This is a genomic window from Pseudarthrobacter equi (genome assembly GCF_900105535.1).
Lineage (GTDB): Bacteria > Actinomycetota > Actinomycetes > Actinomycetales > Micrococcaceae > Arthrobacter > Arthrobacter equi.
This window is the reverse complement of record NZ_LT629779.1, coordinates 2,285,510-2,309,880: the sequence shown is the minus strand read 5'-3', so window position 1 is coordinate 2,309,880 and position 24,371 is coordinate 2,285,510. Positions and strand designations below refer to the sequence as shown.

The 24,371-nt window shown below is 62.7% G+C and carries 23 protein-coding genes and 1 pseudogene; 9 read left to right on the top strand and 15 right to left on the bottom strand.

Going from position 1 to position 24,371, the window contains the following annotated elements:
* Window positions 1–4: 4 nt before the first annotated feature.
* From BLT71_RS10395 to BLT71_RS10365, 7 genes are all read right to left on the bottom strand, one after another.
* Entirely contained in the window at window positions 5–1,000 is a 996-nt protein-coding gene (locus BLT71_RS10395) for an ABC transporter substrate-binding protein (protein WP_091719826.1), read from the bottom strand.
* Window positions 1,001–1,125: 125 nt separating this feature from the next.
* Complete coding sequence (locus tag BLT71_RS10390; protein ID WP_091719824.1) at window positions 1,126–2,769, bottom strand: bifunctional 3-(3-hydroxy-phenyl)propionate/3-hydroxycinnamic acid hydroxylase; 1,644 nt, start codon at window positions 2,767–2,769, stop codon at window positions 1,126–1,128.
* Entirely contained in the window at window positions 2,766–3,518 is a 753-nt protein-coding gene (locus tag BLT71_RS10385; protein WP_091719821.1) for an HpcH/HpaI aldolase family protein, read from the bottom strand. Before BLT71_RS10385 ends, BLT71_RS10390 begins: the two co-directional genes overlap by 4 nt.
* Window positions 3,515–3,967: a nuclear transport factor 2 family protein gene (locus BLT71_RS10380; RefSeq protein WP_091719818.1), complete on the bottom strand. Its 453-nt coding sequence runs from the start codon at window positions 3,965–3,967 to the stop codon at window positions 3,515–3,517. Before BLT71_RS10380 ends, BLT71_RS10385 begins: the two co-directional genes overlap by 4 nt.
* On the bottom strand, window positions 3,960–4,754 hold the full coding sequence (locus tag BLT71_RS10375) for a 2-keto-4-pentenoate hydratase (protein WP_091719816.1): 795 nt from the start codon (window positions 4,752–4,754) through the stop codon (window positions 3,960–3,962). Before BLT71_RS10375 ends, BLT71_RS10380 begins: the two co-directional genes overlap by 8 nt.
* Before the next feature lie 4 nt (window positions 4,755–4,758).
* Window positions 4,759–5,619 carry an alpha/beta fold hydrolase gene (locus BLT71_RS10370; RefSeq protein ID WP_091719814.1) on the bottom strand — a complete coding sequence of 287 codons (861 nt, stop codon included), beginning with the start codon at window positions 5,617–5,619 and terminating at the stop codon, window positions 4,759–4,761.
* Window positions 5,616–6,557, bottom strand: a complete 942-nt coding sequence (locus tag BLT71_RS10365; RefSeq protein WP_091719812.1) for a 3-carboxyethylcatechol 2,3-dioxygenase — start codon at window positions 6,555–6,557, stop codon at window positions 5,616–5,618. The genes BLT71_RS10370 and BLT71_RS10365 overlap by 4 nt, the downstream gene beginning before the upstream one ends.
* A 323-nt stretch (window positions 6,558–6,880) precedes the next feature.
* Here BLT71_RS10365 and BLT71_RS10360 point away from each other — a divergent pair, with 323 nt between their 5' ends.
* On the top strand, window positions 6,881–7,825 hold the full coding sequence (locus BLT71_RS10360; RefSeq protein WP_091719809.1) for an NmrA family NAD(P)-binding protein: 945 nt from the start codon (window positions 6,881–6,883) through the stop codon (window positions 7,823–7,825).
* A gap of 18 nt (window positions 7,826–7,843) precedes the next feature.
* Here the strand turns inward: BLT71_RS10360 and BLT71_RS20385 are convergent, their stop codons facing one another.
* The 3 genes from BLT71_RS20385 to BLT71_RS10350 all read right to left on the bottom strand — a co-directional run bounded on the left by BLT71_RS20385 (window position 7,844) and on the right by BLT71_RS10350 (window position 9,966).
* On the bottom strand, window positions 7,844–8,032 hold the full coding sequence (locus tag BLT71_RS20385) for a hypothetical protein (protein ID WP_157693453.1): 189 nt from the start codon (window positions 8,030–8,032) through the stop codon (window positions 7,844–7,846).
* Between the two features lie 449 nt (window positions 8,033–8,481).
* Complete coding sequence (locus tag BLT71_RS10355; RefSeq protein WP_091719807.1) at window positions 8,482–8,961, bottom strand: hypothetical protein; 480 nt, start codon at window positions 8,959–8,961, stop codon at window positions 8,482–8,484.
* A 396-nt stretch (window positions 8,962–9,357) separates the two neighbouring features.
* Window positions 9,358–9,966, bottom strand: coding sequence for a hypothetical protein (locus BLT71_RS10350; protein ID WP_157693452.1), 609 nt, complete (start codon window positions 9,964–9,966; stop codon window positions 9,358–9,360).
* Window positions 9,967–10,231: 265 nt separating this feature from the next.
* On the opposite strand from BLT71_RS10350, the pseudogene BLT71_RS10345 reads away from it, so the two are divergent.
* A pseudogene (locus BLT71_RS10345) lies at window positions 10,232–10,489 on the top strand (PfkB family carbohydrate kinase); the annotation flags it as partial.
* A gap of 117 nt (window positions 10,490–10,606) precedes the next feature.
* Window positions 10,607–10,978, top strand: coding sequence for a PaaI family thioesterase (locus tag BLT71_RS10340; RefSeq protein WP_231994256.1), 372 nt, complete (start codon window positions 10,607–10,609; stop codon window positions 10,976–10,978).
* A gap of 202 nt (window positions 10,979–11,180) precedes the next feature.
* Here BLT71_RS10340 and BLT71_RS10335 read toward each other — a convergent pair whose 3' ends face one another.
* The 5 genes from BLT71_RS10335 to BLT71_RS10315 form a co-directional block, all read right to left on the bottom strand.
* Complete coding sequence (locus BLT71_RS10335) at window positions 11,181–14,642, bottom strand: discoidin domain-containing protein (RefSeq protein WP_172829951.1); 3,462 nt, start codon at window positions 14,640–14,642, stop codon at window positions 11,181–11,183.
* A 245-nt stretch (window positions 14,643–14,887) separates the two neighbouring features.
* Entirely contained in the window at window positions 14,888–15,946 is a 1,059-nt protein-coding gene (locus BLT71_RS10330; RefSeq protein WP_091719798.1) for an NAD(P)-dependent alcohol dehydrogenase, read from the bottom strand.
* A gap of 43 nt (window positions 15,947–15,989) precedes the next feature.
* Window positions 15,990–16,910, bottom strand: coding sequence for a carbohydrate ABC transporter permease (locus BLT71_RS10325; RefSeq protein ID WP_091719796.1), 921 nt, complete (start codon window positions 16,908–16,910; stop codon window positions 15,990–15,992).
* Complete coding sequence (locus tag BLT71_RS10320; RefSeq protein WP_091719793.1) at window positions 16,907–17,875, bottom strand: carbohydrate ABC transporter permease; 969 nt, start codon at window positions 17,873–17,875, stop codon at window positions 16,907–16,909. Before BLT71_RS10320 ends, BLT71_RS10325 begins: the two co-directional genes overlap by 4 nt.
* A gap of 20 nt (window positions 17,876–17,895) precedes the next feature.
* Entirely contained in the window at window positions 17,896–19,248 is a 1,353-nt protein-coding gene (locus BLT71_RS10315; RefSeq protein WP_091719790.1) for an ABC transporter substrate-binding protein, read from the bottom strand.
* Between the two features lie 274 nt (window positions 19,249–19,522).
* Here BLT71_RS10315 and BLT71_RS10310 point away from each other — a divergent pair, with 274 nt between their 5' ends.
* The 6 genes from BLT71_RS10310 (at window position 19,523) to BLT71_RS10290 (ending at window position 24,073) form a co-directional block, all read left to right on the top strand.
* Window positions 19,523–20,446: an AraC family transcriptional regulator gene (locus tag BLT71_RS10310; RefSeq protein ID WP_091719787.1), complete on the top strand. Its 924-nt coding sequence runs from the start codon at window positions 19,523–19,525 to the stop codon at window positions 20,444–20,446.
* A 165-nt stretch (window positions 20,447–20,611) separates the two neighbouring features.
* Entirely contained in the window at window positions 20,612–21,031 is a 420-nt protein-coding gene (locus BLT71_RS10305; protein ID WP_231994255.1) for a hypothetical protein, read from the top strand.
* A gap of 381 nt (window positions 21,032–21,412) precedes the next feature.
* Window positions 21,413–21,649, top strand: a complete 237-nt coding sequence (locus tag BLT71_RS10300) for a hypothetical protein (RefSeq protein WP_197676713.1) — start codon at window positions 21,413–21,415, stop codon at window positions 21,647–21,649.
* Between the two features lie 12 nt (window positions 21,650–21,661).
* A complete protein-coding gene (locus BLT71_RS10295; RefSeq protein ID WP_091719784.1) occupies window positions 21,662–22,567 on the top strand; it encodes a diacylglycerol/lipid kinase family protein in 906 nt (301 codons plus the stop codon).
* 202 nt (window positions 22,568–22,769) lie between these two features.
* A complete protein-coding gene (locus BLT71_RS20580) occupies window positions 22,770–22,916 on the top strand; it encodes a hypothetical protein (protein WP_172829950.1) in 147 nt (48 codons plus the stop codon).
* A gap of 5 nt (window positions 22,917–22,921) precedes the next feature.
* Entirely contained in the window at window positions 22,922–24,073 is a 1,152-nt protein-coding gene (locus tag BLT71_RS10290) for a N(5)-(carboxyethyl)ornithine synthase (RefSeq protein WP_390896644.1), read from the top strand.
* Window positions 24,074–24,371: the final 298 nt, after the last annotated feature.

The window sequence follows — 24,371 nt, the reverse complement described above, 5'->3', positions numbered from 1 at the left end:
GGCTTTATGGCTTCCAGATCACCTTGTCAACGTCCGGTTTGGTGCTGACAATGCCATACTTGACGAGCAGATCCGCGAAAAGCTGGATGGTCTCTTTCGAGATATCCGGGCTGTAAAGGGACAGCTGTGCCTTCTTCGCGGCTGCGGGGTCGGTTCCGAGGGCCGCCGGCATGGCGTCGCGGATCAGATCATTGTTTTCGACCAGGAAGGGCAGGGCCTCTTTCATGGCTTCAGTGAACCGCTTGACCTTGTCCGGATCGCTTTGCACCAGGTTGCCGCTGGAGATGGAAACCAGTTCGTTCGTGCCGAGGCCCGTGTCGTGGATGAAGTCACTGACCACCCGGCCGCCCTTGGACACCACCTGCTGCATGAAGGGAGAGCCTGCCATGCCGGCGTCGATCTGGCCTGCTTCGATCTGGGCTGCAACTTCCGGGAAGGACAACTGAACGAACGTCACCTTCTTCGGGTCGCCGCCGTCCTTGGCTACTGCTTCACGGATGCCGATCTCACCGATACCACCCAAGGCGTTCACCGAGACCTTTTTGCCTTCAAGATCGCGGGCAGACTTGATGTTTGATGAAGCTCCGACAACGACTGCCGTTGAATCTTCCACGATCTTGGGGTCGTTCTGGGTGACACCCTCAATAATTCGTACGTCCAGACCCTGCGTTGCTGCCGTCAGCGCCGTAACAGGGCTTGCCAGCATGAAGTCCAGTTCCCCGGTTGCCAGCGCCGGCAACTGTGCCGCGCTGCTGCCCGCACCCACTACCAGCTGCAAGTCGATTCCATGCTTTTCGAAGAAGCCTTTGTCCTTGGCGACTTGGAAAGCTGCCACGGTGTTGGACGGGAAAATTCCGTAGGTGACCTTGGTGAGTCCCTCGGATGTGCTTCCTGCTGCTGCCGGGGCACTCCCATCCACGGATCCGGATGCGCAGCCGCTGAGGGTCAATGCCAAGCCCAGGGCAGCAATGGTAGCTGTGCGGGTTTTCTTGATGTTCATGAGATTCGCTCTCCCTTGAGTGAACGCTGGGCGGGCTTTCCCGCCTACTGCCTGTGCTGGCGAGTTGCAGCAACAGTATTTTGTGAACTAAGCCTTTGTCAACGGATTATGCATTCTTATTATCATTATGCGTTTTGAGCAGCGAATGTGGCGTCGGCCACGCTGAAAACCTTGCCCAAGACCGCACTGAGTTCCTGTGCCAGGCACTCAGCAGCCACCACGTGGTCCGGCCGCACGATGATGGCAGAGAAGGGCCTCTCGTCGAACCAGGACTTCAGCAGGCCGCTTTCGTCGCCCACCACCCGCACGCCAGGCGCGGCCGCCGCTTTGGCCCACGGCAGCTGCGTGGCCGGAACTGCATGCACCAGGACACCGCCGAACCTCGCAAGCCTTTCTGCGTCAATCTCACTCACGAATGCCGTGGGATTGTTGTTCCAAACCACTACTCGCCACCCTTGGCCGGTGGCGTCGTCCAACAGGACCGACTCACCGTCCGCGTTTCGGACTGTGGGCTGCGGGAACAACGTTCCCACAGTACGGGGCGCGTCCTCCCTGTCGGGGAGAGACTTCCACGTGGGGAGCTTCGACGGAACCACAACGCCGTGATCGTATTTGGGCATCGGTTTGTAGCCTTGGCTGTTCAGGCGGGCACGGGCCTTGGGAAGCCGGTCCACCACGGCAGCAGCCATATCGCGGACAGCCGTGCGCAGCCTGTTGTGGTCCGTCACGAGATTCGCCATGTTCAGTGAAAGTGCCACCATGGCCTTCACGTGTTCACGGCGTTCGTCTTCGTAGGAATCAAGCAAGCGGTCGCCCGCTTTGCCCTGGACCACGGCTGCGAGTTTCCAGCCCAGGTTCAGGGCATCCCGAATGCCGGAGTTCCACCCCTGGCCAGCCACAACGGGCATGACGTGGGCGGCATCGCCCGCCAGCATGAAACGCCCCACGCGGAACTTCTCCGCAACGCGGGCGTGGTGGGCATACACCCGACGGCGGATGATGTCGAGGCTCGCGGGATCGGGCACATGGGGGGCCAAGAGGGAGAAGACGAACTCGTCGTCCTCGGCCACCTCTTCCGATTCCCCTTCGAACAGCGTGAACTCCCAGCGCCGGATACCGTGGGGCAGGCTAAGCGTTGCATAGCCGCGGCTGGGGTCTCCACCGAATACCGCATGCGGTGTGCCGATTGGATCGTTGGCGACGTCGATCACGAGTCCGCGCGTGGAGCGGGTTTCGCCTTCGAAGGCCAGCCCAAGATGCTGACGGGTCAGCGACCGGCCGCCGTCGCAACCCACGACGTAGCTGCCGCTAACCCGCTCCTCACCGGTGGGCGTGCTGACCGTGGCGGTGACGCCGTCGGAAGCAGACTCAAAAGCCTCAACGCGGCATCCGAAACGCACTTCGACGTGGGGGTACCGCGCCAGGCCTTCGAGCAGGGCCTTATCAACCAGGGGCTGGATAAAGCCGTTCCTTCGGGGCCAGCCGAACTCACGGGTGGTGGGATTGATCTCCGCCAGCACCTTGCGCTCGCCGTTGACGATCCGGATTTTCTGGTCCGGCACAGTGTGCGGCAAAACTTTGTCCACCAAACCAATGGTCTGCATGGTCCGGAGCGCCTCGTCGTCAATGCCGACGGCGCGCGGGTAGTCAATGAGTTCATCGCGGCCTTCAAAGACCACGGTGCTGACGCCAAACTGGCCAAGGAGGTTGGCCAGGGTCAAACCAACCGGACCGGCTCCGATGATAATTACGTCCTTGCGGTCGCTCATTTTGTGCCCCTCAGGGTCTTAATGGATTCCTGTGCCGCACGGCTAAGGAATACGAGGTCAATGCCGAGGCCGACATAGTCGACGAGTTCCCGGTCAAGAAGGTCTGCTGCATAGGCACCGGAGCCCGAATAGATACCCAGGGTCACGCCGTGTTCCCTCGCTAAGGCAGCCAGATGGACTATGGCCTCGCGGACGGGCCCATCTTCCCAGTCGCCCCTGCCCGGAAGGCCGAAAGACACGGCCAGGTCCGCCGGACCGATGTAGATGGAGTCCAGGCCGGGAGTCGTGACGATCTCCTCCGCGTTCTTTAGGCCGGCCACTGTTTCGATCTGGGCGATGGTGGACACTTCGCGGTTGCCTGCTTCGGTGTAGGACTCTCCCTTGTAGAGGGCAGGTCTGCTGGGACCGAGACTACGGTTGCCCACGCCGGGGTACTTAGTGGCTTCCACCAGCATTCGTGCCTGTTCGCCCGACTCGATGGTAGGGGCAATGATTCCGCGTGCACCGCTGTCGAGGAGACGAAGGATGGGGGCGGGATCAAGGCTTCCGACCCGCGCATAGCTGTAGGCGGAATCGCGGGGTGCGGCCCTCAGCATGGTGCAGGCTGATTCCAATCCAACTTCGCCGTGCTGCAAGTCGACCACCACGCCGTCGTAGCCGGCAGCCAGGGCCCACTCCGTGACGGAGAGCGAAGGGATTGCCTGGTGCAAGAGTGCGGGCGGCTTGCCGCCACGGCTCTCCCACTTCATGTCGCGGCGCTTTCCGTCAGGCGCTTGGCGTGCGCAGCAGCGTTCATTCCGCCAAAAATGGGGTTGATCTCGCGTCGCGCGATCTTCCACTCGCCGTCTACCGTGCGGTAGACCTCCCGGAACTCACCCACGCTGGCCGGCATCAGCGGGTTCTCCGAGGAGTCCCGGAATGTCAGGTACTGCGTCCAGCCATGGAGCTCCTCGCCTACCCATTCCAAACGGATGCCGCCGATGAGATGGCGGCCCAAAACTCCTGTGACCTTGGCACGGCGTTCGCCCCAGGCCTTGATGGCATCACGGCCATCCATGTCGCCCAGGGGGCCCGTGGATACAGCGTCTTCCGTGTAAAGCTCCCAGGTTGTGTCCGCCTTGCCGTGATCGAGCCGCCACAACAATTCCGCGACGAGCGCCTCAATGGCCACCCTGGTTTCGAGCGTCACTTTACGCATGTGCAGGCCCCGTCAGGTGCGCGACGACGTCTCCGAACCCGTGCGAGTATTTCGCGGAATACGTAACGTTGGGATCCCAGTCCACGATCAATCCGATGGATCCGGAGAGCAGGATTTCTCCGGCGCGGAGGGGCTTGCCGATCCGCAACGAAGTCTCCGCCAACCACTGAACTGCGTTGATGGGATCGCCCATGACGTTTCCGCCAACACCGCGCGTCAATTCTTCGTCGCCGCGGTAGAGGACCATCTCCACCTGCTTGAGATCGACTTCGCCATAAGGGATGCGGACCGAACCAGTGACGATTCCTTCGCAGGCCGCGTTGTCGGCGATTGTGTCAACGATGCCCATCTTGTAGCTGTGGTAGCGGTTATCAACCAGTTCCATTGCAGGCGTCACGTAGTCGATGGCGGCTTCCACTGATGCCAGGTCTGAATTCAGGATGTCCGACTTGAGGACGAACGCCAGCTCAGCTTCGATCTTGGGATGGAAGTACGCCGACGAGGGCCGCTCGACCGGGGATTCGAAGACCATGTTGTCGAGGATGATGCCGTAGTCAGGCTCGTCCACGCCGGCGCGCGCCTGTACAACGGGGTTGGTCAGGCCAACTTTCCGGCCAACACGACGGCGGCCTTCCGCGGCTTCGCGCTGCTGGGTAACGAGCTCGGAGATGCGGTAGGCGGCGTCCTTGTCCTTCTCCGGCAGCCGGTGGCGAACGAACTCGATAGGGGTGCGCGTTGTCCGCGCCTGGTAGAGATCGTCAGCGATCTCCGTAATGATGTCCGGCATCTCATCAGGCCTTTCTGCTGAGGAAGTCGAGTGCTTTTTCGTTAAAGGTGCGGGGATCCTCCCACTGCGGCCAATGGGCGGCGTTGCGGATCAGCGCGAATTCGCCGTCCGGGATTGCCGCCGCCAGGGTCTCCCCCGTTGCCACGCCGCCGGTCGGCTCATGGTCCGTCCACACGAGCAAGGCCGGCACCGGGATGGCAGCGTAGTCTTCCTTGGTCACTTGGTTCCGCGCACGGATGTCCGGAACCTGGAGCGCCATGATGTGCTCCATGGAGGTGATGAAGCCCGGCCGGCTGTAGACGGCACGGCGTACTTCCACCAGTTCGTCCGTGATCTGTTCGGGATTGTGGATGACCACTTGAAGCCGTGCCTTGACGTTCTCGTAGCTGGGGTCTTCCACGGCCTTGCGGCTCACCGGGCTGACGCGATCCATGGATATAGGGCCCACCATGCGGCCGCCGGGAGCGCTCAGGACTATGGTTTGCAGGCGGTCGGGGTGGTGCGCAGCGAACTTGATGGCGATCCACCCACCGAGGGACTCGCCCAGGAGGTGCACCCTATCCAGGCCGAGAACGTCCAAAAGAGCCAGGAGATGCTCCTCGTAGTCCGGAATTTCCAAGTCGGCTTCAGCCAGCGTTGAAAAGCCATGCCCTGGGTAGTCGTAACCGATGACCTTGTAGTTCTGCGCCAGCGCACGGATGTTGTGGGTCCACGCTTCGATGTGCCCGCTGGTGCCGTTGAGGAGGACCAGGGTTTGTTCTCCGGCGCCCACGGTCAGCACCCGCGTACGCCATGGTCCTACTTGGACATACTCAAGGGTGTGGGGAAAATCGGCAATCTCTCCCCACATGGTTACCTGGGTCATGAGTTCTGGGGAAGAGCAGCTGTGATGCCGAAACCTGCGCCCCACGTCCTGACCGGCCAATACCGGTCCACGACCATGTTGTAGGCGCCCGCCGTCGACAATGCGCTAAAGGCCGCGATCCAGGAACGCATCTCGTGCGCCGCGCTACCTCCTTCAGCGATGAATTCGTCGTTGTCCCAGCCGTCCACGTCACTCAGGGAACCCGAGCGGAGCACCTTCATCAGCTTTTGGTCCCATTCTTCGTTGAGGGGTGCACTGGATGCCCGGCCATCCGCGATTGCCTGGATGCCCTCGATGATCTTTCCTTCGCGGGCTGCCCGGTCCTCTCTGGACGGTGCATAAGAGACCAATCGCTGCTGGACAGGTTCCGGCGAGCCGTCGTACTCGGGAATCGGTGGGTTGTGGGAGAGCCCGCCGGAGGCCACAAGGAGAACGCGCTTATCCAGTTGCTGGGCAGCACGGCCCAGGGCCTCACCCATGAGGCGGATGCGGGCCATAGGAGTAAGGGGCTTGCCGAGGGCGTTCACAAACACGGGAACAAACGGATTGTCAAAGCCCGGGCCGAACAGGAATTCCAGCGGCTGCATGACGCCATGGTCAACTTCGAGACGCTCCGAACGGGCAATGTCGATCCCCTGCGCAATGGTGAGCGCGTGCAGCTCCCGTGCCGTCTCGGAATCCACCGGGAGGGGACCTTCACCGGTCCCGTAGTCCCCCACACCGACAGCCTGCGCCCCAATGGCGAACGGCGGCATCATCGAGTAGAGCACGCCGTTGAAGTGGTCCGGGCCGAAGATGACGGTGACGTCCGGGGCGAAGTCCTCAACGAACGAACGGACTTCTCCCAAGGCTTCATTTATTTCCGCGAAGATCGTCCCGCCCGGATCGACGTTCCCAAATGATGGCGCGTGTGACAACGCGGCAAGTGCAAGCGACATTGCTTTCCCTCTCAGTGACCTCGACCACATCTGGCCGTTCCCTAGAGTGTAGATTCTAGATTCGTCATTGGCAAGGGCTGACGCAAAGGCCGACATACCAGGCGGCATTGTCAACACCGGCCTGCTGGGGTCTCCGTCACCGTCGTGGCCGCGGACCCGATGCCGATCGCAGCCGTATTGCCGACTTCCCGGATCACCTCACTCTCTTGCGGGAACTGCACTCCGCGGAAGACGTCGGCCTAGACTTCGACATGGGCGATTGACCTGGAGGTTTCGGCCCCTCCCGCCCGCGTCCCACCGCCTATTGCTATCGAGAAGAGCAGATCATCAAAAACATCACGGTTCTCGTCGCCGGAGCCACCGGAGACCTTGGCCAACGCATCGTCAGCGAACTCCTGCTCGGCGACAGCCTGGTCCGGGTCTTAACACGCCCTGGAAGCGGGAAAGCCCATGCCGTCTACGGCGGGAATGACCGGGTGGAGATACACGAGGTCGCCTACACAGATCCAGCCGGCCTCGTCTCAGCCCTGTCGGGCGTCGAAACAGTGATCTCGGCCGTGAGCGGTGCGCGTCCGGTGATCATCGACGCGCAGCGGGCGCTCCTCGCGGCCGCCGTCGAAGCAGGGGTGGCACGTTTTATCCCATCGGATTACTCTGCGGATTATCGCCGGATCACCCCGGGCAGCAACCGGAATTTCGAGCTGCGTCGCGAGTTGGCCGCTGAACTCGACGCTGCCCCCATCCGCGTGACGTCAGTGCTGAACGGAGCGTTCGCAGACATGCTCACCGGGCAGGCGCCCATGATCCTGTTCGAGCGTCGCCGGATCCTGTTCTGGTCCTCACCGGACCAGATTCTCGACTTCACCACCAAGGACGACGTCGCACGCACCGTCGCTCTTGTCGCCCTCGACGAGGACGCGCCCCGCGTCGTCGAGATAGCCGGCGACCGGGTTACGGCGCGAAGTATCGCCCGCACCATGAGCGAGCTCACCGGAACGCCATTCTCCCTGCAGTGGGCCGGTACCACCGGTCTCTTAGCGGCCGCGAGCAAGATCGGCCGGCGTCTGTCCAGGGACCAAGACGAGACCTTCCCCGCGTGGCAGGGCATGCAGTACTTCGTCAGCATGTTCAGCGGCGAAGCGGAGCTCCGTCACGTCAACAACGACCGCTACGGCCCGCATGAATGGAACTCGGTCCGGAATGTCCTCGAAGCGCATCTGGGTTTCGACGTGATTGCCCCGACTATGGTGAGCCGGCCGCCAGCCTGACCGGTGCCATGCTCACCACTACAACAGCAGCCTGCACTCCACTTTGTCGTTGGTGTCCAGGGGGTAGCCGACGACGGCGGGAGTCGCCGTCGGGTTCAGCGACCGGTAGCTGGTGGTTCCGGGGGTAAAGCCCACCACTGATGCCTCATTGACGAGGAGCCTGCCCAGGTCGGCGAGCCCGTGCGCCGAACTCGTCGAAGCGCTCAAGATCCCCGTCGCACGATGACAGCGCAAGAGCACAACTGTCCGGGCCGGCGATTAGCGAAGAGGAACAGGAGGTGATCCTTCACCAGCAGAAGGCTGCAGCCGGACAGTATTGAACTCAACGCCCCCGGAAGTGGCTTGTCCTCCCGGGGGCGCTTCATGTGTGGGAGGCCTCCTCATCCGATCGCGTCCGGTCCAGCCCGTGCCCGCGCAGACTCAGGTCAAGGCAAGCTTCGTACCAATAAACAGTCCCCAGTTCAGGCACAGGAGTATCAAGGCGTCGGTAAAGAGCATCCAGCATCTGCGCCAGTTTCTCGTTGGACAAGCTGGAGATGAAGGCGTCAGGACCCTTGGGGTCCCTCATGAGTCTACGAAGCTGTAGGACTGGTGCTGATTGGCTGGGCGCCGTGAAGGCGTCCGGATCCTAATGCCGGTTCTCCCGGAACACGCTTCTACATCCGGCCGGAAGTCAGGTCTGCGTCGACGTTGGTATCAGCGCGGTTGGCTTTCAGTTCCTCGGTGTTGACCCATGGTGATGGTTCGGGTTTGGATGCCTTCCTGAACTGCCACACCGCTGCCCCGGCTCCTGCGCAGGCGATTCCTGTGAGTAACCACCAGATCCGCGACGGGGATTTCCTGGTCTGGATCGGGACCGGCGCAGCGGCTCGTGGCCCGACCCGCATGAGTTGTTCATGCACCCTGGGTGTGAGGGTCTCCACGCTGCCGGCCAGTTCATCTGCCAGCCGCCGCAACAGCGCCTGAAGCCGCGGGGAGGCGGTTTCGATTCCGGTATCCAGTCCGGCTACCGCTCTCTGGAGGGCTGCCTGGACCCCGGGGGTGGCCCATTCCCCGCCCTTGGCGAGCTGAGACTTGAGGTTCTCCGGAAGACGACGAACCTGCTCAGTTTCCGTCCGTGCTTTTGCTGTCCGCATTGGTGCCTCCTGTGGATGATCGTGGGGGCAGCTTAGGCGCGCCAGGACAGCTTGAAAAGAGCCTTTGGGGCTTTGACAGCGAGATTATGGCGGAGGCCAGCATAGAGACCCAACCGTCAGCGTGGACTACAAAACCCGGGGACACCGATCAGTTGCAAAGGGCGGCGATACCGTGGATCACCAGTTAAATTTGGCGTTGCCGGCGGGCGGAAAACGAAGCGTGTTGCACGATTCTTGGGCTTTCGGTGGAACTGGAGGCACCGGGTTATTGGATGCTGTCGCCCCTGTTGCTTCCTTGGCTGCGACGGGAATCGTGTCCGTAGAGGTCCGCCGTGACCTGGCTCTTTCGGGGAGGCGTCCCGGCGTGCTAACGATACGCGTCTGGTCGATGGACCATTAGTACGCCTCGGTCGCTGCATTGTCCAACACGTCGCCGGCCTTTCCCTGAACGGATCCCACGAGTAGGCGCCCTTCTGACCAGAGAACATGTTGGAACTCCGTGGGAGCCATGGGCAGCGCCGCTGGTGCCCGATGGATCAGGGAATGCCAGGCGAGCACGCCGCTGAAGCTGCCATTGGGCAATTCGAGGGAAAGCAGCAAGGCGACCCGGAAGGGGCCCGATCCAAGCATCAAGTTCCTGGTCGGCTCCGGAGTCGCTGAGTTCGGCATGCAGAACATCTTCCCGTCGGTCCAAAAGCCGCCGTTGATGCAGTCGAGAGGCACATCCTTGCCATCGATGTGGAGTACGGCATCCTTCATCCTGTCGTATTTCGAGTTATCGAAGGTCAGCTCGACAGCGCCATCAGGAGACGTGCACCTGTATTCGACGGTCCAAGGGCTTTCGTCCTCGCATCTGTTGAGCTTCTGCGTCACTCCGTTGCTGTCGACGTACTCCCAGTCTTTATCGCGATACTCGCCAACCTGGATCACAGAGTGCGGAACAGCCATGGCGTCCTCGCGCGTGAACGGCCGCTCATCGCACGATGAGGCCGTCAGCGTCAGCATGGCCAAGGCGGCTAAGCAGGCTGTTGTGGCGCGGTGCAAGCGCAACCCGGGCACCCCCTCTTACTCGCCCATCCCGGAGAGCCCGGGCAGACCTAATGCTAACCCGCCACCACGGGGTACCAGGCAGCGATCCTGGAGGCGACCCTAGGGGCGCACGCCGGGTTACCAGGGCCGGCGTTTCCTCCGAATCAAGCCTGCCAGCGACCCTCAAACCGAGGACACACAGGGCAGGTGTCCCCATAGCCCGCAAGTCTTCGATGCCCCAGCGCCTGTCAGCATTCCGGCAGTGATCTCGAAGGTTGCGTACACTGTAGGTGCCGGCGACTCCTACATGTCCGCCCTCATACTGGGACTCCTCACCCGCGGAACCGACGGCTGCGCACCCTCAGTCCTTGAACAGATTGGACGAACAGCGGCCGCTGCAGCCGCGATCACAATGTCCCGGTCAGGCGCCACCCCCCCCCGACCAGGGAAAGATGTTGCCGTTTGCCCCGGGATAGCACCTCAAAAGGAGAAGCAGTGAAAGAGCGCCAAAAGCTAATCTCATGGGACGATCCCGCACCTGGCGTGGCAGCGATGCCGGGCATGAGTGGCTTGGAATACATGCACTCGATGATGGGCAAAAAGTTGCCCCCCGCCCATGGGCCAACTACTGAATATGACGTTGGTCCATGCTGCGCAGGGAACAGCCACCTTCACCTGCGATCCGGATGAATCCCACTACAATCCGATCGGCACTGTTCACGGAGGGCTGGTGTGCACGCTCCTCGATTCGGCCTTGGGGTGCGCCGTTCAGACAACGCTGCCAAAGGGGCTTGGGTATACCTCCATCGAGATAAAGGTGAACTACCTACGATCCGTGCGGGCCGACAGCGGCCCGTTGACGTGTGTAGGCACCGTGTCCAAGGCAGGAACCCGCGTAGCCTTCGCCGACGGAACTGTCATCGACGCCAACGGAAAGCTGGTCGCGACTGCCACCGGGTCTCTGCTCGTCTTTCCCTTCCAAGCGTGACAGACGACGCCACCACTCCTCGGTTGAAGTGCACCCCAGGTGCAAGCCAGAATCAGAATTGAGGGGGGACACTGTTGTCTTTGGGAGGGGGACGGAGTACCGACCCCTCCTCGCAACGGTGAGCAACGGTGGCTTTACCGTCTATAGATACTACGAGGCCCCCTCGCGACTCTGTCGAAGGGGCCTCGTAGCGTCCGGAGTCCTACAAACCGGCGGCGAAGCTGCTCACGCACTGCCCCTGGTTCTTGTAGACGGGCGAAGGGCTCGTCTTCCAGCCATCGTTCTTGCACGCGTCTTTGCCGGTGGACACCGCCACCCGGTACTCCTTTATGGTTCCGTCCGGGGCAGTCACGGTGACTACCGCCGTCGGGCTTTCCGCCGTTGCCTGCCGAACCGTCACCTTTGCGTTCGTGTCCAACGGGTAGCCGACGACGGCGGGAGCCGCCGTCGCGGTCAGCGCCCGGTAGTCGCTGGTTCCGGGAGTGAAGCCCACCACCGGTGACTGGTTGACGAGGAGCCTGCCGAGGTCGGCGAGCCCGGCGTCAGCCAAACGTGTTCCGGCGATGGCCACGTCAGCCACCTTGGTGTACGAGGCCGTGGTCACGAAGGAAACCCTGACGCCGCGCGTGGTCACCGGATCGAAGGAGACCGTGGTGGGCGAGGTGATCGAGAGGCCAGCCACCGTCCCTGCCGATGTGTCCTCCCATGCGCCGGCTGCATCCTGGTATTGGACCTTGAGGCTTGCTGCAGCCTTCTCTGCAGACGTAACGGTCACCGATGAGACGGTGTAATCGCGGCCGAAGCCGTAGCTCAACGAGTCACCTGCACGGCCGCCGCTCACCCAGTTGGACCAGCGTGTGGAGGCGTTGGCGTCGCAGGTGTTCTTGGCGGTGTACGAGCCTTCGGTATAAGACGCTGTGGCTGTTGTAGCGGGGTCGTCCTTGCAGATGTTGGCCACAGGAATGTGGTCCACCACAATGACGGTCAGCTTTGCCGGGAGTCCGTTGGCGGTTCCGGAAACTGTCACGCTTCCCGTGGCCTGCAGCGAGGACTCGGCCAGGGAAGACCAATCCCAGCTGACGGACAGCGGGTTCCGGGCTGGGCCGTCTGCGATCTGGCCAGGCACAGCAACAGGGGCCGCAGCCTGCACCGATGCCCCGGATGAACCAACACCAACAGTCACCGAAACGGGATCGGTAGCAATATAAGCACCTACGGTGATGGTAAGGACAGCATCGAACGTCTGGCCGTACGGGTCCACACCGGAACCGTAAACCGTCACTTTGCCGGCTTTCTGCCACGAGGCGGGGTCAACCGGCGCCCACGTCACGGCCAGTGGCTTGCCGGGGCCGGCCTCATAAACGGGAGTAACGGTGGTGGGGAGAATGGGAGCTGTCCCCACTGGCGTGCTCATTTCAACCGGCGAGACACCCAGCAGTTTCAGATCGGCGATGTCAGTGAACGCCCATGCTTGATGGGGGCTGGCCAAAGCAGTTGCCGTGGTGCCGGTTGAGGAAGCCAGGGCAACTGATGTCCCAGCTGCTGTCTGGTTGCCCGAAACCTGGAGGGCAATGGCAGCCGCGGCATTCACCAGGGTCCACTGCTTGCCGTTTTCCGTAGTCAGTATCCACTGTGCCGAAGGAGTGGCCTTGGCCTGATCCAGCGTCAGGGAAGCAAGCGAAGCCGCCCCGCTCTGGCTGCCGTTCACTACGCCGCCGTTGCCGCTCAGAACCCGCCCATCCTCGCCGGTGACAACCCAGCGGCGGTCGTTGGCGAACTCATCGCCGGAGTTCACTGCCTTGAAGGTCCAGATCTGCGGAGCAACACCCGCGGCGTCCGTGCCCAGATCCTGGATCGATGCGCCGGTGCCGGAACCCGCAGTCAGGTACCTGCCGCTCGCTTCGCCGCTGAGGTGGTAGCTGTGGCCGTCCTGCACTGGTGCGGCGTCGTCCGAAACTCCACTGACGCCGTCGACGACGAACGTCACCACAGACGCGGCAGGAACCTCAAGCGTCGCAGACTTCGTCCCGGCATTCACGGCCACCGGGGCGCCCTTGACCAAGGCGTTCTTTTCGATGTCGTCCAGGGGCGACTTGGTGGTGACCACGGGCGTGACCGTGGCACCGGGCGCGATGCTGCCGAAGCGGCTGAGGTCTATGGTGACCTTTTCCGGCGTCGGGGTGTCATTGAAGTGGACCAGAGTGGCGCCGTTGCCGTCGGCTCGAAGGGCGCTGGCAGTTTTGGGATCGTTGTTCTGGATGAGGAAATCGCCCGGTCGAATGTAGTGCGTGAAGTTCCGGGTGGTGTTGTACTTCTGGTTGGTCAGCACCTTGCACTTGGCGGCGTCCGGGGTGTCGCCGTCGTTGATCCGGCGGTTCGAGTAGCCCTCGCGGCCGGCGTAGTTGCAGTCGAAGTCGACGTAGATGGAGCCCCAGCCCTTGTCTGCCTTCTCCTGTTTGTACGTGTCCTCCACGGGCTGCCAGAACACCCAGGCGTTGGGATCGAGTTCGCGAAGATCGTTGACCATGCGGCTGGCGATGCCCAGGCCGTTGGTGATGTTGGAGCGGTCCCAGCCGCTGGTTGAGTCGCCCAAGGCAGGATTGCCGGTCCAGAAACCGCCGACTTCACTCATCCACAGGGGCTTGTCCGTGGAGGCGGCCAGGTCGCGGACCCGGCGACGGTCGTTGGTGCCATACGTGTGGACGTTGAGCTGTGCCACGGCGTCTTTGGCTTCCTGGCTGTAGCCGTTCCAGTTGGTCATGAACTTAGTGGGGTCGGTCTCGTCCATCGCGGAGATGACGGCGTCCGTGTTCCCCTTCGCCAGCTCGGCTGCGAGCAGTTTGGTCACGCGGTCCTGGGCCGCCGGGTAGATCAGCGCACCCTCCTGCTTCTGCGTGTAGGTGGTGGGTGGCTTTCCGGTGGCGGCGTTGATGTCCGTGCCCCAGTAGCCGGAGTTGGGCTCGTTAAAAGGATCGATGGTGTCCACTGTGATCCCGCTGTCTTTTTCAAGAAGTTCGACGGCGTGGCGCATGTAGGCGGCGAACTTGCCTTCCGCTTCGGGCAGCAGATTCTCGCCCTTGGCCGTGTTGACCTGACCGGACACGTAGCCGCTCCTGGTCATGAACCACGGCGGCGAGTTGCTGAACGCTTCCCAGTGCGTGATCTGCTGGTCCTGGGCCAAGCGCTCCACCCACCAGCGCTGGTTTTGATCGGCGTCGGGGTTGTAGGACGCGGGATCGTCCGGGTTCCAGGCCTTGAGGAAAGCGAGTTTGTTGGCTTGGGTCTTATCGACACTTCCGTCCGGGTTGTACAGGTTCGACGCCGGCTGGCCGGGTGAAGCTTCAGTGACCGGTTTCCACCAGCCCTCCACTGCGCTGCCATCGTTGAGGTAGCCCTTGACGTCCGAGGCATTGCCGCCGCCCACGTTGTAGCGGGCAATATTGAGGTTCAGGCCGTCCTCACCGAAGACCTTCTGGTACAGCGCTTCGCGCAGCTCCGGTGAGTACCCCGCAGTCGCATTCGCGAACCAGACAAGGCTGGTGCCCCAGCCTTCAAAAGCTTCACCGCGGCTGGCCGGGTTAGGTGTAATGGTGACGGCAGTTGAGTCTGTTGCCTTTGCTGCAGGGACTGCCGGCAGGAGTGCCAAGCCGGCAGCTGCGGTCACGGCTGCTGCCAGGGCGGCTACCGGCCTTCGGATTCTGTGTGCTGATAACGCCATGGAGGGACCTCATCGTCGGGGTGTCGGGTGCTGTGTGCCGGGCGATTCAGCAAGGCCGGGCACCCCGAGACTATGAGCCTGAAGCGGGGGTCACAATGCACTCGAACATGCTCGAACAAGGTTGATCCGAACCGTTCTGGGTGCCTTCGCCCGCCGCCTTGTCATATTCCAAAGTGGCATCAGGAGATGCGCTAACGGCCCGGGTAGACCACGGCTTTGAGCTGGCCGGGCTGCTTGCCTGCTCTGAGTGCCTCCTCGGATTCGGAGAGCGTGAACCTACCCGTGACCAGGATGTCCAGGTCAACTTTTCCGTCGGCGATCAGCTGGATGGCCAGGGGCCAGGTGTTGGTGTAGCGGAACACACCGGAGAGCCAGATCTCCCGGTTCTGGATGAATGAGACGGGCAGCTCGACGTCGTCGGCACCCAGCCCCACCAGGATCACCCGTCCGGCCGGGGCCACTGCCTTGATCCCGGAACGGACCGCCTGCGGTGCGCCGGACGCGTCAATGAACGCGTCGACGTCGAGCCCTTCGACGCTGTCGGTCTTCGCGTTGATGGCGTGCGTGGCGCCGTGTTCCAAGGCGAACGCGAGCCGGTCTTCGGCAATGTCCGAAATGTAGATTTCGGTGGCACCGAAGGCCCGGGCGGCTTGGGCGGCGATAATGCCGATGGGGCCGGCGCCGGTGATCAGGACCCTACTGCCGGGCTTGATCTCCGCACGTTCGCAGGCCCAGAGGCCCACGGAGAGCGGTTCGATAAGGGCGGCTGCCTCGTCGCTGACGCTGTCCGGGATGTCGTAGGCGAAGTCGGACTGGATGGTGACGTATTCGGCGAAGGCGCCGTCGATCGGCGGGGTGGCGTAGAACTCGATGTCCGGGCAGAGGTTGTAGCGGCCTGCCTTGCACTGCTTGCACGTGCGGCAGGGGCGTTGGGGTTCGACGGCGACGCGCTGGCCGATGCGGGCGGGGTCAACGGAATTGCCGACGGCGGCGATCCGGCCGGAAAGTTCATGGCCGAGGATGAGCGGGTGGTCCACCACATACGGGCCGATCCGGCCGTGCTCGTAGTAGTGGACATCGCTGCCGCACACGCCGACGGCGGCAACCTGCACCAGGACCTGGTCGGCGTCGAGCTGCGGGAGGGGCAGGGTTTCCATCGCCATGTCGCCTTGGCTTTTGAGGATGTTGGCGCGCATCGTGGGGGGCAGTCCGGAGCCGGTGGCAGGTGACTGTGCGGTTGTTGTTGTCATCGAAGTAGTCCTTGAAAAAAATTTGTGGTGGGGAACTGGCGGGCTATTTGACAGCGCCGAGGGAGAGTCCCTGGACGAGTTTGTCCTGGGCGGCGAAGCCTGCGAAGAGCACAGGCAGGGAGATCACGACGGCGGCCGCGCAGACTTTGGCGAGGAAGAGTCCCTGCCCGGAGACAAAGCCGGTGAGGAAGACCGGGGCCGTGCCTGCGACAACGCCCGTGAGGACCCTGGCCAGGAGCAGTTCGTTCCAGCTGAAGATGAAGCAGATCAGCGCGGTGGCGGCGATTCCGGGCATAGCGACGGGGGCGATGATCTTGCGGAGGATGAGCAGGAGGTTGGCGCCGTCGATCTGGGCGGCTTCCAGCATTTCTTCCGGCACTTCGGCGAGGAACGAGCGCATCATCCAGACGGCGATGGGCAGGTTCATGGAGGTGTACATCAGGATCAGGAACCAGATGTTGTCCAAGGCCCCCACAGTTCTGGCGAAGAGGTAGAGCGGCAGGATCGCGGCGACGACCGGCATCATTTTGGTGGAGAGGAAGAAGAACATTACGTCGGTCCACTTCTTCACCGGCCGGATCGAGAGCGCGTAAGCGGCCGGGAAGGCCAGGAGCAGCACCAGGACCGTGGACAGGATCGAGGCAGTGGCGGAGTTGATCAACGACGGCCACGGGCTGACGCCGGAGGTTTCGCCGAAGAACTCCCGGTACGCGTCCAGGGTGAGATTCGCGGCGACAGACGGCGGGTTGGTGGCGGCGTCGGTCTCGGAGTGGAACGAGGTGAGGACCATCCACAGGACCGGGACGGCGAAGAGGAGGGCCAGCAGCCAGGCGGCGATGCCGGCGGCGGTGTTGTTGCGGGTGGGGTCCATGCGTGCCTTGCCCCGACGGCGGGTACGGCCGGTGTTGAGTGCGGTGGGACCCGGTGGTGTGTTCTGCGGTGCGGCGGGGGTGAGGGTGCTCATCGTGCTGCCTCCTTCTTGAAGAGTGAAAAGACGGTGCGAAGTGCGAAGGTGGCCACGATGATGGTGCCGATGACCACCACGACGCCGGCGGCGGAAGCCAGGCCGTATTCGTTGGCGAAGTAGAACGTCTGGTAGATGGCGTAGGGCAGGTTCGCGGTGCCCAGTCCCCCGGCAGTGAGGGTGAAGACGGCGTCGAAGTTCTGCACGATGTAGATCGCGCCGAGCAGCCCGCCGAGTTCCAGGTACTGGCGCAGGTGGGGCAGGGTCAGGTGGCGGAAGATCGCCCAGGGTGTGGCGCCGTCCATCTGGGCTGCTTCCACAGTGTCCATGGGGCGGGACTGCAGTCCTGCAAGGAGGATGAGCATCATGAAGGGTGTCCACTGCCACACCAGGGAAAGGATCACAGCCATCATCGGTGCCTGTGAAAGCAGGTCCAGCTGCGGCGCCGCTGTGATGCCGAACAGCGACCAGACCCAGGTCAGGATGCCGTTGATGAGGCCGTAGGTGGGGTTGAGCAGGGCGTGCTTCCAGATCAGGGCCGCGGCCACGGGGACCACCAGGAAAGGGGCGATCAGCAGGGTGCGGGCCAGGCCGCGGCCCATGAACTTCTTATCCAGCAGCAGGGCCAGGCCGAGTCCGATGAGCAGGCTGATGAGCACCACGGAAACAGTGAGGAGGATGGTGGTGAAGATTGCCTGGCGCAGGTCGGGATCGGTGAGGACTGTGGCGTAGTTTTCCAGGCCGGCGAAGGCGGTCTTGTCCGGGCTGAGGCTGTTCCAGTTCAAGAACGAGATGATCAGCGTCACCACGAATGGGAGTTGGGTGACGATGATGAGGAAGAGCAGGGCCGGGAGCAGTGGTGCACGCCGTGCCCAGGCCAGGGCGCGTTCACGTGACCTGGCGTTGCGGGATGGTTTGGCTGCGGTGTGTCCCGGGCGGGAGATGCGCGCCGTTGCGGTAGTCATGATGTTCTCCTGCGGTTCGGTTAAGGCTGCTTGTACTTGTCGCCGACTTTTTGGGCGGCTTGCTGACCCTTGGCCAGCGCGTCAGCCACAGACCCTTGGCCTGCGATGGCGGAGCTCACGCCTTGGGAGACGTTGGTGCCCAGGGCTGCGAATTCGGGGATGCCCACGAACTGGATGCCGACGGCGGGGCGTTCCTGGGCACCGGGGTTCTTGGGATCGGCGTTCTCGATGGCGAAGCGCTCGGCTTCGAAGAACGGCGCCGCCTTCTGGAATTCGGTGTTCTCGTAAGTGGAGATGCGCTTGCCGGATGGGACCTTGGCCCAGCCGAGCTTGTCCGCCACCAGGGCTTCGTAGTCCTTGGAGCTGGCCCAGGCGATGAATTTTTCTGCAGCGTCCTGTTTCCTGGACGCGGCCTGCATGGCCCACGACCAGGTCCAGAGCCAGCCGGAGGACTTGGTTTCCTTCACGGGTGCCTGGGCATAGCCGATCTTGCCCTTCACCGGGGAGTCCTCGGCTTCGAGGGCGCCGGCGGCCGATGTTGCGTCGTACCACATTGCGGTTTTGCTCTGGCTCATGTTGTTCAGGCACTCGGTGAACCCGGCCTGCGCGGCACCGGCTTCGCCGTGCTCGCGGACCAGCGTGGTGTAAAACTCGACTGCTTCGGTGAACTCCGGGGAGTTGACCTGCGCGTTCCAGTCCTTGTCGAACCAGGTCCCGCCGAAGGTGTTCACCACGGTGGTCAGCGGTGCGAAGACCTGGCCCCAGCCCGGTTGGCCGCGGAGGCAGATGCCTTTCATGCCAGGAGTTGCGCCGTCCACCTTAGCGGCGATGGCGGCGACCTCATCCCAGGTGGGCTTGGCAGGCATGGTCAGGCCCTTGGCGTCCAGGATGTCCTTGCGGTACATCAGGAAGGAGGACTCGCCGTAGAACGGTTCGCCGTAAAGCTTGCCGTCCTCACCGGTCAGGGACGCGGTGTAGGCGGGCAGGATGTCGTCCTGCTCAAAGCCAGGATCGGCAGCGACGTCGTCCAGCGGGGCGAGCCATCCATTGGCCGAGTAGAACGGGATCTCGTAGTTGGACAGCGAGGCAACATCGTACTGTCCCGCCTGGCTGGAGAACTCCTGGCTGATCTTAGCCCGGACATCGTTCTCCGGCAGGATGGTGTAGTTGACCCGGATTCCGGTTTCCTTAGTGAAGTTTTCTGCGGTGAGCCTCTGCAGGTCCTCCATCTGGGGGTTGTTCACCATCAGGACGCTGATGCTTTTCGGGTCTCCGGCGGAGTTGCCCCCTCCGGCACCTGCACAGGCCGAGACGCTCATGGCCATGCAGAGGACTCCGGCTGACAGGATTACGGCGCGCGTTTTCGGGCGCATTAAGGACTCCTTTGTTCTTCGGGGAGGTGCGGAGCCGAAATACCTTCACTGCTGCGCAGGGGCGTCGGCTAAACGTGGGCGGTCCATCGGGATCGGATTGGGCCGTTGAAGTACCTCAAGGGTAGGCCCGTGATGCGAGGCACAACTAGCGTCCTGGTTGCCGCTTTCTGATACTAATTTTCTGCCGTGCTTGACGTGTATCGCGCTACTCTGGGGAAGGACCTTGGAAAATGCGTCCAGAATGCATAGGCGCCCGATGGTACGGAGAACCACCATGACTGCCGCGAACACTGCCGATGGAGCCGCCGCCCGGCTGGCCGAGCGGCTGCTGGGCATGCGCGCCAACCGTGAGATAGTTCCACCCGATCCCAAACACTCGGTGCGGTGGGTGGAGCACAGCTATCCCAGTCCAGTGGCACGCTGGAACTACCACCCCGAGTACGAAATCCACCTGATCCGCAAAGGCACAGGCAAGTTCATTGTGGGAGACCACATCGGCACGTTCGAGGCAGGCCATGTGTCTCTCGTCGGATCCGGGCTGCCGCACGACTGGGTCAGCGACCTCGAAGCCGGCGAAGTGCTGGAGAACAGGGACGCAGTGATCCAGTTCGACGGAAAATGGGTGGAACAGACGGCTGAACTGGTCCCTGAAATGGCCGAGGTGAAGCCCCTGCTCGAGCAATCCCAGCGGGGAATCGAATTTCTGGGACCCTCCGCGGCGGCGGCGGCCGCTTCGATCGAGGCGATGGGGGCCAGCGCCGGGCTGGCGCGGCTGGGCCACCTGATGGAACTCTTTGTGGTGCTGGCCCGGGCCCCGCAAAATGAACGACGCTACCTTGCCGACGATTGGTTCCGGCCCCAGCTCGACGGGCAGGCGGCTGCGGTTGTGGACATTGTCCTGGAGTACGTCTTCAGCAACCATGCCGGCAGCGTGAAGATGTCCGAGGCCGCGGAACTGGTGGGTATGACAGAGCCGACCTTTTCGAAGTACTTCAAACGCGCCACGGGCCAGAACTTCAGCGACCTTGTCAGAAAACTCCGGCTGGCCCATGCCAGGCGGCTCCTGGAGCACAGTGACAAGGCTGTTTCCGAGATCTGCTACGAGGTCGGTTTCTCGAATCTGTCCAACTTCAACAGGCATTTTCTCAACGACGCGGGTGAAACTCCGCGGCAGTTCCGGCAGCGTGTCCAGCTCTGAAGGTTTTGCAGCGGCAGCATCGCCCTCATCGTTTTGATGGTGATGCTGTGGGGCCCTCGGGTCAATGATCCGCGTGCAACTCTTCATTGTCACGGGTTCTCCAGCACCGACGGCGAAGGTCTGGCCAAGGACGACCCGAATCACCCGGATGAATGGGGGGTCTTCGTGGGTTGGTGGCCCGGCAAATATGTGCCGACGGACTCATGCGCGTGGCTGGACGCGCTCGTCGAGGTCGGTCCGTCGCCTGATGTCTTCGTTGACGCGATCACGGCGCAGACGTCAACGGCAAGCACTCCCCCCGTCAGGGTCATGTTGGGCGGTTACTCCGGCGTGGAGTTCGACCACGCCGTCAAGGGCGACGTGGACATCACAGCCTGCGACCGCGGCAAGTTCTGCATCCACTCATCACTCTCCCACGAATGCACACGCTGGTACTCGAGCGCCGCTGAACGCGAAACCTACCGGGTGGTCGACATGAACGGCCAGCGCGGAGTGCTTTGGGTGGTCCAATTCCACGAATCGATCAATCCTGACCTGACAAGAGAGGCACGCGCCGTCTTCGACTCGATCGTGTTCAGCAAATGACCAGCCGATGCGTCAGGCGATCCCGCCAGCGGGCGCAGACTCCTACTCAGACCCACCCCAATGTGCCGTGGATGACGCCCTAACCACGATCCCGACTACCTGAAAGAGCCCACGAAGCAGCCGTCGCCGCCCATCCAGCGTGGGCTGCCCTGGGCCACGACGCCCGGTCCGCCGCGCTCCTGAAAGCAGCCGACGCCGTCGAACCCTCCGCCGAGGAACTCGCCCGGATAATCAGGTCGCTCATCGCTTCACCAGGGGCCCTTCGAACACGGCATTTCATGGCGATGCGGGCGATCAACCCGGCCTGGTACCGCAGCTGTATGGTTGTGCTGACGAGCAGTATCGGCACGTCCAACACGAGGAAAGCCACGAGGTGCAGGGGTGAACGAATATGAGGCTTCGCTGGTCATCAAGTCCGGAGCGGAACTATTGGCTTCGGCTTCTTCCGACCCCCGCTCGGAAGAAGGCTATGTAGCGGTCAAGGCCAATATCTCGGAAGCACTGGAGTGCATTGCCGAAGCGCTTGGCAACTTTGAAGCCAATTCGGGAGCGCCCAGCCGTTCGACCGGGTGGGTCCAGGACCTTCGCCGCGTAGCAGACGACTTGGCCAGTCGATAGCTGCGAATCGCGATGACAGCGAGCTACCGCGGCAGGCAACCTGCAGACCGCTTTGACAGGGCCGTGTTGGTCTTCAACCCGGGCAAGGCCGGCATGACCGCCAGGATCACCGACCTGCAACGGGAGCTTGCTGCTGGCATACCGGATCTGCAGGTGGATGTGCTGCCCACCGGCTTTGCGGGGCACGCACGGGACCTCGCACGGTCCGCCGCGGCCACAGGGTCCCCGCTCATTGTTTCAGTCAGCGGCGACGGCGGGTACAACGAGGTCGTCAATGGGGTGATGGACGTTCCAGGCAACAAAGCTGTGTGCACCGTCGTCGCGGCAGGTAACGCCAACGACCACCACCGCAGCATGCCTGACAGGCCACTGACGGAGGCTGTCCGGAACGACCCGGTCCGTCACATCGACCTGCTGCGCATTACCTTTGGGGATGGTCAGCGTGAACAGGTCCACTACGCCCACTCGTATATCGGCTTCGGGCTTACGCCGCTGATGGCAATCGGCATCGAGAGCGGCGGAAAGGGCAAAATCCTCGAACTCGTGTCCGTGGCACGCACGCTCACGCACCTAAGTCCGTTCGAGCTCGTCCGGGCAGACGGGGCCACCGCCCGATTGGACAGCCTGATACTGGCCAACATTTCGCGGATGGCAAAGTATGGGACAGTCAGCGAGTCCGTCGGCCCCGATGACGGCCGATTCGAGGTCGTGACGCTACCTCACTCCGGCCGCTGGAAGATGGCCCTGATGACCCTTCGGGCCGTTACCCTGGGACTCGGGAACCAACCAAGCGTCAGCCGATACGCCTTCGCCACACGGGACGCCGTTCCCTGCCAAATCGACGGCGAGGTCAGGCATCTTCCCGCCTCCACCACCGTTCTTGTGGAAAGCTCCAAGGGCGCCCTGGCGGTCATCTAAGCCATGCGTCCCTGGCCGCTACCCGGCAGGCCAGCCACCCGGGAGCCACTGCAGGGACGACGCATTCGTGACCCATCCTGCCGCCACACCTTCCACAATCGGCCCACACTTCGGGATCCGCTCGGCGGCTCCGAGGGCGGGTTAGGCCGGTACCTGTATCGTTCGAAGTCAGGAACCTCTCGGTTCCGCTACAGGAGCAATCATGGCTGACAAATCCCCCCGCCAAACAGCATCCAAGAAGTCCGCAAAAACCATCAAGGAAAAGCGCGCCGACAAAAAGGCCGCGGCGGCACCCCCCTCATCCGGGGACAAGGCCACCGCCAAGTCGACCAGCCCCACCAGGAAGTGACCGGCATGACCGGTTACCTAAGCCTCGGCGTCCTGTCCGGCACCCGAAAACCTGACGAACGGCGCCTGCCGATTCACCCGCTTCACCTGAGCCGGATCGACCCCGAAATCCGGCAGCACCTGATATTCGAGGAAGGTTACGGCGAGCGTTTCGGCCTGCCGGACTCCCACCTGGCACCACTCGTGGGCCGCATCGCCCCGCGGGCTCAACTGTTGGAGGAGGCCGACATCGTCCTCCTGCCCAAGCCGCAGCCCGAAGACCTCGCCGAACTCCATGACGGTCAGGTCCTCTGGGGTTGGCCGCACTGCGTCCAAGACCGGGCCATTACCCAGCTGGCGATCGACAAGAAACTCACGCTGATTGCTTTCGAGGCGATGAACCACTGGGCCAGCGATGGCGGATTCGGGCTGCACGTCTTCCACAAGAACAACGAACTGGCGGGCTACTGCTCCGTGCTGCACTCCCTGGCCCTGACCGGCTCCACTGGAGACTATGGCCCGCGACTCAGCGCCGTCGTCATCGGCTTCGGCGCAACAGCCCGAGGCGCCGTCACGGCCCTCAACGCCCACGGCATCCATGACGTCCAGGTCCTGACCAACCGCGGCATCGCCGCCGTGGGCTCGCCCATCCATTCCGTTCGGATCGTCCAGTTCGATCACGACCCCAAAGCACCCTTCCTCAGCGAGGTCATCACTGAACGAGGGCGGGTCCCACTGGCGCCCTTCCTCGCCGCCAGTGACATCGTGGTCAACTGCACCCTGCAAAACCCCAACGCACCCCTGACGTACCTGCGGGCCGAGGACCTGGACGCTTTCCGGCCCGGAAGCCTGATCGTGGATGTTTCCTGCGATGAAGGTATGGGCTTCAGCTGGGCGAAAACCACCACCTTCGCCGAACCGATGTTCACCGTTGGTGACCACATCGATTACTACGCGGTGGACCACAGCCCCTCATACCTCTGGAAATCCTCCAGCTGGGAGATCAGCGAAGCACTGCTGCCCTTCCTGGAAACCGTGATCACCGGCCCTACAGCGTGGACGGAAAACGAGACCATCAGCCGTGCGATCGAAATCCGCGACGGCGTGGTCCTGAACCAGGACGTGCTGCAGTTCCAGCACCGGCAGCGGGAATACCCGCACATCCCACTGCCCGCATAAAAGTCGACACCACTTCATCGCCTGCGGTGGGCGGTCGGTTTCCCGCTTGCTGCGGGCGGTTTGCTGGCCCGTGCATGTAAAGGGCGAACCTGCTGGGCTTGACTGACATGTGTGCAGGGCGCGGATCCCCGTCTTGTGCTTCTCACCTGTCCAGGCGTATCGCTCGTGCCAAACTTTCAGCTGAGAGAATTGCGATGGCGGCTAAGGGTAAGTGCACAACCGATGAGGAATAGCGCTGGGACTGAACTTCACAACGGAGTAGAGCCGTCAGTCATCACGCGTCTGAAAGCGGCCCAGG

Coding starts and splice junctions, on each gene's coding strand:
- BLT71_RS10310 (WP_091719787.1), top strand. CDS start 19,523: ATGACTGCCGCGAACACTGCCGATGGAGCCGCCGCCCGGCTGGCCGAG.
- BLT71_RS10350 (WP_157693452.1), bottom strand. CDS start 9,966: ATGCTGACGCTGACGGCCTCATCGTGCGATGAGCGGCCGTTCACGCGC.
- BLT71_RS10320 (WP_091719793.1), bottom strand. CDS start 17,875: ATGACTACCGCAACGGCGCGCATCTCCCGCCCGGGACACACCGCAGCC.
- BLT71_RS20580 (WP_172829950.1), top strand. CDS start 22,770: ATGGCTGACAAATCCCCCCGCCAAACAGCATCCAAGAAGTCCGCAAAA.
- BLT71_RS10295 (WP_091719784.1), top strand. CDS start 21,662: ATGACAGCGAGCTACCGCGGCAGGCAACCTGCAGACCGCTTTGACAGG.
- BLT71_RS10385 (WP_091719821.1), bottom strand. CDS start 3,518: ATGAAGTGGGAGAGCCGTGGCGGCAAGCCGCCCGCACTCTTGCACCAG.
- BLT71_RS10380 (WP_091719818.1), bottom strand. CDS start 3,967: ATGCGTAAAGTGACGCTCGAAACCAGGGTGGCCATTGAGGCGCTCGTC.
- BLT71_RS10315 (WP_091719790.1), bottom strand. CDS start 19,248: ATGCGCCCGAAAACGCGCGCCGTAATCCTGTCAGCCGGAGTCCTCTGC.
- BLT71_RS10325 (WP_091719796.1), bottom strand. CDS start 16,910: ATGAGCACCCTCACCCCCGCCGCACCGCAGAACACACCACCGGGTCCC.
- BLT71_RS10370 (WP_091719814.1), bottom strand. CDS start 5,619: ATGACCCAGGTAACCATGTGGGGAGAGATTGCCGATTTTCCCCACACC.
- BLT71_RS10355 (WP_091719807.1), bottom strand. CDS start 8,961: ATGCGGACAGCAAAAGCACGGACGGAAACTGAGCAGGTTCGTCGTCTT.
- BLT71_RS10365 (WP_091719812.1), bottom strand. CDS start 6,557: ATGTCGCTTGCACTTGCCGCGTTGTCACACGCGCCATCATTTGGGAAC.
- BLT71_RS10330 (WP_091719798.1), bottom strand. CDS start 15,946: ATGACAACAACAACCGCACAGTCACCTGCCACCGGCTCCGGACTGCCC.
- BLT71_RS10340 (WP_231994256.1), top strand. CDS start 10,607: ATGGGCCAACTACTGAATATGACGTTGGTCCATGCTGCGCAGGGAACA.
- BLT71_RS10395 (WP_091719826.1), bottom strand. CDS start 1,000: ATGAACATCAAGAAAACCCGCACAGCTACCATTGCTGCCCTGGGCTTG.
- BLT71_RS10390 (WP_091719824.1), bottom strand. CDS start 2,769: ATGAGCGACCGCAAGGACGTAATTATCATCGGAGCCGGTCCGGTTGGT.
- BLT71_RS10375 (WP_091719816.1), bottom strand. CDS start 4,754: ATGCCGGACATCATTACGGAGATCGCTGACGATCTCTACCAGGCGCGG.
- BLT71_RS10290 (WP_390896644.1), top strand. CDS start 22,922: ATGACCGGTTACCTAAGCCTCGGCGTCCTGTCCGGCACCCGAAAACCT.